Genomic DNA, 10,911 nt, shown 5'->3' on the forward strand with positions numbered 1-10,911 from the left:
GGAGAGTATGATCATGACCAACTTATTTACAAGAATTAAAAACACTGTTTTAGCCGATTTACATGAAGCACTTGACCAAAAGGAAAACAAAAACCCGATTGCCCTGCTAAATCAATATCTTCGTGAAAGCGAGCAGGAAACTGAAAAGGTAAGAAAACTGGTCGAGCGCCAGTACCGCCTGCGGGATGAATTTACAAAAGAACTCCAACAGGCTTCGGAAATGGCCGCGAAAAGAAAGTATCAAGCAGAAGTGGCAGCGAAAGCCGGAGAAGAAGAGTTATATCAATTTGCTCAAAGCGAATTCCAGCAATATGCTGCCCGTGTCGAGCGCCTAAGTGCCTCACTTGACCAGGTAAAAGGTCAGCTTGGGGAATTGGAAAGAAAATATGAAGAAATGAAGCATAAGCTGAAAGACATGCAACTTCGCCGGATGGAACTAATGGGCCGTGAGAACGTCACGCGTGCTAACCAGCGCATGAATCAGGTGTTAGACTCCAATACCTATTCGGATAAAGCTTTCTCCCGCTTCAAGGAAATTGAGAACTATCTTGATGGCCTTGAGCATAAGGTGAACAGCTCTTATTACCGCAGCACGATTGACGCAAGGGTTGCCGAACTAGAAAAAAACATAAAATTGGAAGAAAGCAAGTCCATTTCTTAACCAAAACATGGTATTCTTATGAAAGAAGGCGTAGGGTCCTACGCCTTTTGACTATACATAAAACAAGAGGAGAGGTGAACCGATGTTTAAAAATGTAAAAAATGACTATCTAGGCTGGCTGATGCTTGTCGGCGTGGTCATATTGCTTTTAGAAATATTATTTTTCAACAGCGGGCTCATTTTCTCTTTATTTATCGCAGGCGGTATGGTTTATTTGGGCCGTAAAAGGTCTGGTAAAAAGCTTGGCAAACTGCTTTTCATCGGCGGAATCATTTTCTTTGTCATCAGCGTCTTAAACATGATGACTTTTAAATTCTTTCTATTAGCAATCTTACTGCACTTTTTTATACAATTTATAACCTCGAAAAAGAATCCCAATAAGATTGACCTGCAAATTATCGAAACGGAAAAAACGTCTAAAGAAGAAATGCTCATTCAAACAAAGCCATTATTTGAGAATATCTTGTTGGGCCAGCAAAAAACGCCGGTCGGTGTTTATGAATGGAATGATATCAATATCCAGGCCGGTATCGGCGACACAATCATTGACCTTAGCTATACGATGCTGCCAAAAGGGGAAACGGTCATATTTATCCGAAACCTGATTGGGAATGTGCAGATTCTCGTCCCGTATGAGGTGGACGTCAGTGTCCAGCATTCCTGCCTGGTCGGTTCCTCAACGGTATTTGATCATCATGGAGCAAAAATGTTTAACCAGATTTTTCAATTAAAAACACCAGGTTATGAAGAGGCCGAGCACAAGGTAAAAATCTTTACTTCGCTCATCGTCGGGAATTTAGAGGTGAGCCGGATATGAGTGCAACAGGCCGACAGATTATGTGGAGTATCAGTTTTGCCTTAGGTTTGGCGATTATGATTACTGCCGTTTTTACGATAGTTTTTCCTTTGAAAGACTGGTCAGAATTATGGACGAGAAATTTCATGGATATTCCGATTGCCATTTTTGTTCCCGCTTTCAGTATTGCTGGCGGAATTCTGCTTGGTGCTGTGACGGGTCTTTTTTGGAGAAGACAGTTTCACAGTATTGAACACTCCCTCCATCAATTGGAGGAGGGAAGGCATACGGATGTAACCGGCAAGCAGCCGGTGGCAGAAATGCAGGCGATTGCCGGCCGAATTGAAAAAATCGGCAAACAGCTGGCGGAACAGGCAAAGCTTTCGCAGCGGCTTGCTACAGAAAAGGTGGAGGACCAGGAAGCGCGCATCCAGGAAATAATTGAACAGGAGCGGAATCGGTTAGCACGAGAACTACACGACTCCGTCAGCCAGCAGCTCTTTGCAGCCTCGATGATGATGTCAGCCATCAATGAGACGAGGGAAGTATCCGCGGAATCCTTTGAGTCAAAACAGTTAAAAATGGTGGAAGAAATGATTCATCAATCCCAGCTTGAGATGCGGGCACTCCTTCTCCATCTGCGTCCGATTGCCTTAAAGAACAAATCGCTCCAGGAAGGAATTGAGGAGCTGCTGCTCGAATTAAGGCAAAAGGTAACAATGGATATTGAGTGGAAGGTAGAGGAATTTCCGCTTGATAAGGGCGTCGAGGATCATCTTTTCCGGATTCTTCAGGAATCGGTTTCCAACACATTGCGGCATGCGAAGGCAAAAAAACTGGAAGTGCTGTTAATCAAGAGGGACCATCTGATTATTATGCGGGTTGTCGATGATGGGCTTGGTTTTGAGGTTGAGTCTGCGAAAGCCGGCTCTTATGGAATGCAGAATATGCATGAGAGGGCGCTGGAAGTTGGAGGTACCTTAAAGGTTGTCAGTATGAAAAATAAGGGGACGAGGCTTGAAGTGAAGGTCCCGGTGATGAGTAATGGAGAGGGTGCGGATGATTAGAGTAGTCTTTGTCGATGATCATGAAATGGTTAGAATCGGGGTGTCCGCTTATCTTTCAGCACAGCCTGATATTGAGGTTGTAGGCGAGGCGGATAATGGAAAAACTGGAGTAGAGCTGGCGTTGCAGCTGCGCCCGGATATCATTTTAATGGATTTGGTCATGAAGGAAATGGATGGAATTGAAGCGACACGGCAAATTATCGAACAGTGGCCGGAAGCCAGGATCATTATCGTGACCAGCTTCTTGGATGATGAAAAAGTGTACCCGGCGTTGGAGGCTGGGGCAACAAGCTATATGTTGAAAACTTCAAAAGCGAGTGAAATCGCTAATGCTGTTCGTGCCACTTACCAGGGCCAAACCGTTCTCGAACCGGAAGTAACCGGAAAAATGATGGTGAAAATGCGCCAAAAAAGCCAGCACCTGCCCCATGAGGACCTAACCAGCCGCGAACTGGAAATTTTGCTTTTGATGGCCCAGGGCAAGACCAATCAGGAAATTGCCGATGAACTTTTTATCGCTTTGAAAACGGTCAAAACGCACGTCAGCAACATTTTAAGCAAACTCAATGTCCAGGACCGCACCCAGGCGGTTATTTATGCATTTAAGCATTCGTTGATTCAATAGATCTTTCAAAGACTTCCCGTGTTTGGGAAGTCTTTTTTGCATGCACCGAAAAATCCCCTACTAATCCGAGAACTTGTCTCATAAGTTTATAAAAGTGAGATTGATAAAGGGGAATCCAAAATGGCTGTTTACTACAAGGGTATTTTCTTTTTGGCGGCAACCGCTTTTTTAGGTGAAGGAATTGAAGTTTTGGTTAATATGATCCTGGCACGGGAATTAGGCTCCCATGGTCTCGGGCTGTATATGTCTATTCTTCCGACCGTTTTTCTCATTGTCTTGCTTTCGAGTTTTGAATTGCCTGTCTCAATTTCGAAATTTGTCGCGGAAAGAGAAGAACGATATCATCGGAATATCCTCTATCATGCGATAACACTTACAATTGTCTTCACAAGTATCTTATTGCTGGCAGGAACCGCGCTGATACCGTTTATCCCGGTATTTGATACCTACCATCCATACATCAGGTGGCTTGTGCTCCTCTTAATACCGGTGATTTCCTTTACCTCTGTTGCCAGAGGCTATTTTATGGGCAAGCAGCAAATGGGAAAGATTGCGATTTCTAATTTCCTCAGGAAAGCCGTCCAGCTTGGGCTTTTGTTTGCGCTGTTCCGCTTTTTTGAATTTAACGCTGAGACCTCCTTGCTAGTGGCCCTTGGGACGCTGATTGGCAGTGAAGTTGTCGTCTTTCTTTATTTAATTTACATGTTCATGATTCAATATCACCACGTGAAACGCCAGCCGTTTTCTAATCTCAATCGCAAGCTTGTCAGGAAAAATTTAATGGCGGTCTCTATTCCAACCACTAGCATGCGCTTGTTTTCGGCTTTTACGGGTGCCATCCAGCCCTTCATTATCAAAGCTGCCCTAGTCCATGCCGGCCTTACTCACACAGCGGCAACTGAACAGTTTGGGATGCTGATGGGAGTGGCGATGTCGATCGGCTTTTTCCCGGCGTTTATAGCCCACTCCTTGCTGATCGTACTTATTCCGGCCGTCTCAAAAACCCATTCCGATCGGGATTACCCATCGCTTAGAAAGATGCTTCAGCAGGTAATGGTCCTTACCTTCTTCTACGGTATTGCGGCAGTTACGATTTTTTACTTTTTTGCACCCGAGTTAACTTCATTATTTTTTAAATCAGAAACATCGGCTATTTATCTTCAGCTGCTCTGGCCGTTTTTCTTATTCCATTACTTCATCATGCCGCTTCAGGCGTTTATGATTGGACTTGATATGATTAAAGAGGCGTTTTTCCATATTATTTGGTCGACGGTCATTGGCTTCGCTCTGATTCTTTGGCTTGGCTCGATGTATGAGTGGAGAATGAATGGAGTCATTATTGGCATGAATACAGGCTCAGTGTTATTGTTCTTGATGCATTATGCTACTGTTTGCAAAAAAATTGGACTTACCTTTTTTATGAAGGGGACTGTTCCAAAAACAATGGAACACTAGACAAAAGTACTTTAAAAACGCTAAATTGAATAATATTTTATAGATAAATATTTTTTAAAAAAGGGGAAGGTCACAGTGAGTAAAAAGATTCCTGTCCACCTGCAGCAATATATCGCCAAGCAGCACTATCGGCAGTATACGCCGATTAACCACGCTGTTTGGCGTTTTGTCATGCGGCAAAACCATTTTTATTTGAAGAATATTGCTCATTCCGCTTATGTAAAAGGATTGAAAGATTCGGGAATCAATATAGAATCGATTCCGAGGGTCGAGGAAATGAATGAAAAATTAGCACAAGTTGGCTGGGGGGCTGTAGCAATAGATGGTTTGATTCCTGGTGCCGCTTTTTATAGCTTTCTAGAAAACCGTATTCTGCCAATCGCGACAGACATACGAAAAATTGAAAATATCGCATATACGCCTGCACCGGATATTATCCATGAGGCGGCAGGACATGCTCCTATTCTCTTGGACCCATCTTACCGCGACTTTGTTAAAAAAATAGGAGAAATGGGAGCAAAGGCACTATCCAGCAAGGAAAAGCTGAAGGTATTTAAGGCTATCCGCCAATTAACAATTGTCGCCGAGGACCCGAAATCAACCCCGGAACAGGTAAGGGAGGCTGAGAATAGGGTAGCGGAGGCAAGGAAAAAGGTAAAGGGATTAACAGAGGCCGACAAAGTTTCCCGGCTTTTCTGGTGGACGGTTGAATACGGATTAATTGGCGACCTGAATTATCCAAAAATTTACGGGGCAGGGCTTCTTTCTTCAGTGGGCGAAAGCCAAAGCTGTCTTGCTGATGATGTACGGAAAATTCCCTTTTCCGTTGAGGGATGTATCCACACCCCGTATGATGTGACCAAGCCGCAGCCACAGTTATTTGTATGTAGCAGTTTTGCAGAATTGACTGCGGAAATTGATAAATTCGCCGAAACAATGGCCTTCAGGAAAGGCGGCACGGAAAGTCTCGAAAAAGCATTAAGAACGGAAGCAATCGCGACCATTGTTTTTTCCTCAGGCCTGCAGGTAACAGGGACGCTAGGGGAGATTTTAAAGGATGAAGGAGAGGAAGCCGTTTATTTCCGGACAAACGGGCCGACAGCGTTATCCTTTGATGATATTCAGTTAACAGGTCATAGTACGGAAACCCACCGAAAAGGGTTTGGAACACCGATTGGCCGCTTAGCACACGGGATTGTTCTGGAGGATTGCAAGCCGGAACAATTGCATGCCTTGGGAATTTACGAGGATAGCCCAACAAGCCTGTGTTTTGAAAGTGGTATTAAAGTGGAAGGGATAGTTACGAAGATTCTGCTTGCTGAGGGGAAACCGATTCTCATTTCATTTAAGGATTGTACGGTAAGGCATAAGAATCAACTTTTATTTAAGCCCGATTGGGGAACTTTTGACATGGCTGTCGGGGCGGGAATTACATCCGTTTTTGCAGGTGCCGCCGATCCATACTCCTTTTTTGATATGCAGCCTGCAATGCCGCTTGAAGAAGAAACGGTAAGGGATTGTGAAACCGAACTTGAAAGCCTTTATGAATCGATTCGCCAAATTCGCGAAAGCTCTAATTGGAATGCCTCGGAGGTAGGGAAAATTACAGCTCTCCTTGATGACAACTATCCAAAAGAGTGGTTATTGCGGTTGGAAATTCTGGAACTTTATCAATTACATGACGCAGGCCATTCTAATGTTCAAGGATTAATAAGAACACTTCACGAAATGGGTTGGGGCCCTTCCATCAAACAATTAATTCAACGGGGGTTGGAACTTATATAACAAAAGGAGCTTGAGTGTGTTCTCAAGCTCCTTTTGTTATATGAAATTAATCACGGCTATTCAAAATCCCGAAAATACGCAGGATGCTGATGAATAGGTTGACGAAGTCTAGGTACAGGCTTAACGCCATCATTGGAACATCTTCCGGGCGTACACCGTAATGCTTCATTCGGCTGATGTCAAAAAGGACATATCCGCTGAAGACCAGTACCCCGATGAAGGAGTAGGCCAGCATCCCGGTTGAGCTTAACGGGAAGAATATGTTGAAAATTGAAATCGCCACTAACGCAAGTAGGGCAGCGAGCAGGAATCCGCCTAAGAACGAGAAGTTCCGTTTGGATTTAGCTGCATAAATGGAAATCCCGCCAAACACGACGGTTGTTGTGGCAAACGCCATGACAACAACATTGGCACCGGCTGTTGCTGCATAATAAGCGACAATCGGATACAGAGTGATTCCCGAAATAAACGTAAAGACATAAAGGAAAGAGTAAGAGATGGCTTTCCTTCTTCTAAAGAAAACAGCTGCAAGGATCATGATGAATTCTAAAATAGCTAATGGCATAAATAATGCTGGCGGAACATAAACACCTGCCATCGTCCCGACAAAGGCAACGGCAAGGGATAACGCAAACGTCCGTAATACCGAAGGCATCATTTCAGTCGAAGTTTGTGTATTATACAATTTATCTTCACCTCATAAATAATTTGCTTACATTAAAGATATACGAAAAAGTGGTCAAGGAGTTTCATGTTTTCGTAAAAAATCTTTGTCTTCTTTTAGTAAATCACGAATCTCAGCAAGCAATTCCTCTGAGCGGTCTACTTTTACCGGTGCTTGTTCTTTTACCTCTTCCTTCTTCTTGAAACGGTTTAAAAACTTGATAAAAAGAAAAATCGTGAAGGCAATGATAAAAAAGTCGATAATGTTTTGGATAAATACTCCGTATTTAATACTTTTAAAGGCCAGATCTTTCACGTCTACTTGACCAGTTAATAAAACAATGATTGGCATAATCACATTATCAACTAACGAGGAGACGATTTTCCCAAACGCTCCGCCGATAATCACACCGACTGCCAAGTCGATGACATTACCTTTCATCGCGAATTGCTTAAACTCATTCCACATATATTTTTACCTCCATAAAACGGTCTAATATATAATTGTAACCATAAATGGAGTTTATCTGCAACCGTGATAAAAGACCTATGAAATCAACTTCATTTTGATTGCTTTAACAGCCGCATCCGTCCGGTTTTTTGCCTCGAGTTTTTGAATAATAACCGACACATAATCACGGACAGTGTAGCTGCTTAAATGGAGCTCCTTAGCCGCTTCACTTATGGAAGCCCCTTCAGCAATCAGCTTTAGCACGTCTTTCTCCCGAGGTGTTAACAATGTATCGAAGCTTCCGAACTGCTGGAGTGCCTCATCCCAAATGGAAAACAACAACTCCCCAGCGTAATGGCCAAATTTAATCAGTGTGGTTAAGGTTTGATTCGACACAAGAAAATCAGAATATTCCCCTTGGTCCAAGATGGCGATTCCAATCAGTTTGTTTTTTGTCGGAACAAAAATAGGCAGCACAACTAACGAGCGAAGTTTAAATTCGTGAATATATTTTTCTGGCAGCACTTCTGCGGCATTGGAAAAATAGAGAGGCTGTGAATGCGTTAACGAATTTAGATACTTTTTAATCAGGGGAAGTTTAAAAACCTCCTCCCTAATTTGCTGAACAGAAGATGTGCTGACATTATGTCCGGAAACACCAATCCCTTTTTCTTCATACTGATTATATAAAAATAAGGCACAGCGTTCGAACGGCATATATTCAACCAGTCCTGTCGTAATCGCATTAACAGCATCGCCTGCACTGCGGGAAAGAAGCAGGTGCTGTAAAAATAAAAGCGAAGTATTTTTCCAATCAATTTTGCTTTCCAAATGGTAAAGCTTTAGCTGATGAAGATACATTTCCCTAATAAAATCGATTTGCTGTTCTTTTACTTGAAATTTCTCATTCTCAAGGCAAATAAGCAGGGTGTCATTTAAGCAAGGAATTTGGATAAGGGGAGAATCACCCGAGTTTTGGCCTATTAATCTTTCAATTGCAATGGATAGGTGGCCGATTTCCCGAGCCTTTAAGCTTTTACACATTTCAAGCAAATGGCCGTCTACTGGATTCTCATCGGAACAGACAACGCTATCGATGACATACTCTTCTTTGTCTTTTTTCACAATGGCAACCCACTTCATAGGGAGAACATTAGTTTCAATAATGATTTTTGCGCTGTTTTCGTTTCGATATTCCATGTCCTGACTAAGAAGTGCCTGGTCTAGTATTCTAATGAAAAAAGCTTGGATGGCCTGATGGTCAAGAAATGAGGACTCTGGATTTCTGTCCAGAAGCTTGTGAAACATATTTTCAATGGTTGTGACAAGAGAAAGGGCTTCATATTCATCATACTTGCTGGAAAAACGCTTTTGCCATTCGGCAAGCAAGGATAGGATAAAAGAATCAGCATTAAGGCTTTTATTTTGAAATACATCTTTAATAGCAAACTGAATAATGACATCAATTTCATCAACTAAACTTTGATTTCGATATTTTAATGAAGGCATAAGTATCTTCCACTCTTTTAAAAAGGGTGAACTTAGCTCGTAAAGAATGGAAAGTCCTTTTAATAAGAGCCGCTCCACTTTTTCTTCCATAAAGCTTCCACCTCCGGACAATCTATATTTATATAATAATATGGATTGGAAAAATTTCCAATACGCCCTTAGTAGTATTACCCCGGCATTTGACGGGGGTCCTTATAAATTTCCGATATTTTCAGTGATTGTAGTTGTCTAAAAAGAAGTGTAAGGTAAAGTAAGTAATTATTATTTAAATATTCGGAATTGTAGGAGGGTTTTTTATGGAGAATCCAGTTCAACTTGAAGGAACAATTAGTAAGAAAGCTTTCTGGTCAGCATTGACAGCGGGGTTTTTAGCTCTCGGACTGCTGTTAGTGTCATTCGGCATTTCTGGTGTCGCTTATGCAGTGCCAATTGCGGGTGTAGGTGATTTCTATGTTGAGTTTGATAAATTAGAAGGCACAGGGTATACCTTCTATCCAAAGATGGGGGAAACAAGCTCGGAGGATTCTGCACCACAAGGAACAAACCTTATTGAAAATTTAACGATTACCAATTTGCAATTATACAAGGATTTTAAGGTAGGCAGTGAGTGGATACGAGTCAAAATTCAGGCTTCCAAGCCAGTTCAAATCAGCGGACTGCAGCATGATGCCGGCCTTATTGAAGCAGATGCCAAGTTCCAGAACCTGGTCCTCGAGGAGAATCACAGTGATGACTGGCAAAAGCAATTCCAGCAAAAATCGTCCACGATCACATTAGAGCATGCCAAATTAAAAACTCATTATCTATTTCAGAAAACGATTAATATGAACGGAATGAAGCTGACTGTAGAAAGAATTAAAAAATAAGGAGGGAACTAGTATGAAAAAATGGCGAAAAAAGCGGCCGTTTTGGGGTGCCATGCTAACAATTATAAGCGGGCTGATGATTTTATGGGTACCGTTAAACTTATATTTAAGCACCTTCCTTCCTGGGTCGATTGCCGTTATTGGTTTATTATTTGGCGGGATGATAACGTTAATCGGAATCATTGCCTTATTTTTCCCTAATGCGTCACGAATTCTAGGGATTTTTACAATATTCCTATCGATATTATCTGTAATTGGGGCGTTAGGCGGGTTTCTCTTCGGAACAATCTTTGGAATTATCGGAGGTTCGCTCTTGACAGCATGGCACTTGGGACCGGCTAAAGTGAAGTCTACAAGGTCAAGCGGTGTCGAAGAAACCGTTCAACACACCTTCACCTTCTAAAGGAGACCAAATTATGTGGTGGAAAAACAAATCTTTCTTGATAAGCTGCAGTGTTGCGATCATGTTTTTCTCGCTCTTCTCTTTTAGTTACGGTGCTAGGGCAGAAACAACAACCGATATGGAAGGCTTTATCATTGAGGCAGACAGAGTGGTTGGGACTGGGATGTCAGCTTCCATTGTAGAGCGAGAAACATCCGCAACTGACAAAAAGCCGATGCTGCAAATTAAATATAAATCGGCCACGATATATGGTATGAAATTAACAAAGCGGGTTAATTCCGGCAACGGACCAATAAGCATTGTCTTAAATGCAAAAGGACCAGTTACCGTATATGGAATGACAGTTGATATCTCGGCCATTTCCTTTAAAGGAGCCTGTATCCATGCGGCAGAAACAGTCCCCCAGCTAGGGATGGAAAATGTTACGATGGTGGCTCACTTTATGGAGTCAGATGACAGTGTCATCAATCAATTGACACTAAAAACGGTTTCAGGAAACGCTGGCCCTGAAAAGCCGGGCCAGCTGCAAATCCTTCAAGATTTAAGTAAGCTTCCTTTGGAGCAATTGAAAAAGGAAATTGAAAAAATCATGTCGGGACACCTGCCGCTTACCTGTGCTGATAGTAACAC

Annotated in this window: 11 protein-coding genes and 1 pseudogene; 9 read left to right on the top strand and 3 right to left on the bottom strand. The window is 42.4% G+C overall.

Annotated elements, in window-relative coordinates:
- The first annotated feature begins 13 nt into the window (after positions 1-13).
- The 6 genes from KHB02_RS08870 (at position 14) to KHB02_RS08895 (ending at position 6,389) form a co-directional block, all read left to right on the top strand.
- Positions 14-661, top strand: a complete 648-nt coding sequence (locus tag KHB02_RS08870; RefSeq protein ID WP_213146553.1) for a PspA/IM30 family protein — start codon at positions 14-16, stop codon at positions 659-661.
- 82 nt (positions 662-743) lie between these two features.
- On the top strand, positions 744-1,478 hold the full coding sequence (liaF, locus tag KHB02_RS08875; protein ID WP_213146554.1) for a cell wall-active antibiotics response protein LiaF: 735 nt from the start codon (positions 744-746) through the stop codon (positions 1,476-1,478).
- The gene (locus tag KHB02_RS08880) at positions 1,475-2,524 is read left to right on the top strand and encodes a sensor histidine kinase (RefSeq protein ID WP_213146555.1); all 1,050 of its coding nucleotides are present in this window, start codon (positions 1,475-1,477) and stop codon (positions 2,522-2,524) included. Before liaF ends, KHB02_RS08880 begins: the two co-directional genes overlap by 4 nt.
- Positions 2,517-3,149 carry a response regulator gene (locus KHB02_RS08885; RefSeq protein WP_213146556.1) on the top strand — a complete coding sequence of 211 codons (633 nt, stop codon included), beginning with the start codon at positions 2,517-2,519 and terminating at the stop codon, positions 3,147-3,149. Before KHB02_RS08880 ends, KHB02_RS08885 begins: the two co-directional genes overlap by 8 nt.
- A 120-nt stretch (positions 3,150-3,269) precedes the next feature.
- Complete coding sequence (locus tag KHB02_RS08890; protein WP_213146557.1) at positions 3,270-4,604, top strand: polysaccharide biosynthesis protein; 1,335 nt, start codon at positions 3,270-3,272, stop codon at positions 4,602-4,604.
- A gap of 75 nt (positions 4,605-4,679) precedes the next feature.
- Positions 4,680-6,389, top strand: coding sequence for an aromatic amino acid hydroxylase (locus tag KHB02_RS08895; protein WP_213146558.1), 1,710 nt, complete (start codon positions 4,680-4,682; stop codon positions 6,387-6,389).
- Between the two features lie 46 nt (positions 6,390-6,435).
- Here the strand turns inward: KHB02_RS08895 and KHB02_RS08900 are convergent, their stop codons facing one another.
- From KHB02_RS08900 to KHB02_RS08910, 3 genes are all read right to left on the bottom strand, one after another.
- On the bottom strand, positions 6,436-7,047 hold the full coding sequence (locus KHB02_RS08900; protein WP_213146760.1) for a Bax inhibitor-1/YccA family protein: 612 nt from the start codon (positions 7,045-7,047) through the stop codon (positions 6,436-6,438).
- Positions 7,048-7,128: 81 nt separating this feature from the next.
- Positions 7,129-7,521, bottom strand: coding sequence for a large-conductance mechanosensitive channel protein MscL (gene mscL, locus KHB02_RS08905; RefSeq protein WP_213146559.1), 393 nt, complete (start codon positions 7,519-7,521; stop codon positions 7,129-7,131).
- Positions 7,522-7,599: 78 nt separating this feature from the next.
- Positions 7,600-9,102 carry a response regulator transcription factor gene (locus tag KHB02_RS08910; protein WP_213146560.1) on the bottom strand — a complete coding sequence of 501 codons (1,503 nt, stop codon included), beginning with the start codon at positions 9,100-9,102 and terminating at the stop codon, positions 7,600-7,602.
- A gap of 206 nt (positions 9,103-9,308) precedes the next feature.
- Here KHB02_RS08910 and KHB02_RS08915 point away from each other — a divergent pair, with 206 nt between their 5' ends.
- From KHB02_RS08915 to KHB02_RS08925, 3 genes and pseudogenes are all read left to right on the top strand, one after another.
- Positions 9,309-9,878 carry a DUF6230 family protein gene (locus KHB02_RS08915; protein WP_213118157.1) on the top strand — a complete coding sequence of 190 codons (570 nt, stop codon included), beginning with the start codon at positions 9,309-9,311 and terminating at the stop codon, positions 9,876-9,878.
- A gap of 13 nt (positions 9,879-9,891) precedes the next feature.
- Positions 9,892-10,281 carry a DUF6114 domain-containing protein gene (locus tag KHB02_RS08920; protein ID WP_213118156.1) on the top strand — a complete coding sequence of 130 codons (390 nt, stop codon included), beginning with the start codon at positions 9,892-9,894 and terminating at the stop codon, positions 10,279-10,281.
- 13 nt (positions 10,282-10,294) lie between these two features.
- A pseudogene (locus KHB02_RS08925) lies at positions 10,295-10,911 on the top strand (hypothetical protein); the annotation flags it as partial.

This window comes from Neobacillus citreus, assembly GCF_018343545.2.
Lineage (GTDB): Bacteria > Bacillota > Bacilli > Bacillales > Cytobacillaceae > Neobacillus > Neobacillus citreus.

Excerpts from the sequence above, each read along its gene's own strand:
- KHB02_RS08920 (WP_213118156.1), top strand. The coding sequence starts at position 9,892 with ATGAAAAAATGGCGAAAAAAGCGGCCGTTTTGGGGTGCCATGCTAACA.
- KHB02_RS08910 (WP_213146560.1), bottom strand. The coding sequence starts at position 9,102 with ATGGAAGAAAAAGTGGAGCGGCTCTTATTAAAAGGACTTTCCATTCTT.
- KHB02_RS08900 (WP_213146760.1), bottom strand. The coding sequence starts at position 7,047 with ATGATGCCTTCGGTATTACGGACGTTTGCGTTATCCCTTGCCGTTGCC.
- KHB02_RS08870 (WP_213146553.1), top strand. The coding sequence starts at position 14 with ATGACCAACTTATTTACAAGAATTAAAAACACTGTTTTAGCCGATTTA.
- KHB02_RS08880 (WP_213146555.1), top strand. The coding sequence starts at position 1,475 with ATGAGTGCAACAGGCCGACAGATTATGTGGAGTATCAGTTTTGCCTTA.
- mscL (WP_213146559.1), bottom strand. The coding sequence starts at position 7,521 with ATGTGGAATGAGTTTAAGCAATTCGCGATGAAAGGTAATGTCATCGAC.
- KHB02_RS08915 (WP_213118157.1), top strand. The coding sequence starts at position 9,309 with ATGGAGAATCCAGTTCAACTTGAAGGAACAATTAGTAAGAAAGCTTTC.
- liaF (WP_213146554.1), top strand. The coding sequence starts at position 744 with ATGTTTAAAAATGTAAAAAATGACTATCTAGGCTGGCTGATGCTTGTC.
- KHB02_RS08890 (WP_213146557.1), top strand. The coding sequence starts at position 3,270 with ATGGCTGTTTACTACAAGGGTATTTTCTTTTTGGCGGCAACCGCTTTT.
- KHB02_RS08885 (WP_213146556.1), top strand. The coding sequence starts at position 2,517 with ATGATTAGAGTAGTCTTTGTCGATGATCATGAAATGGTTAGAATCGGG.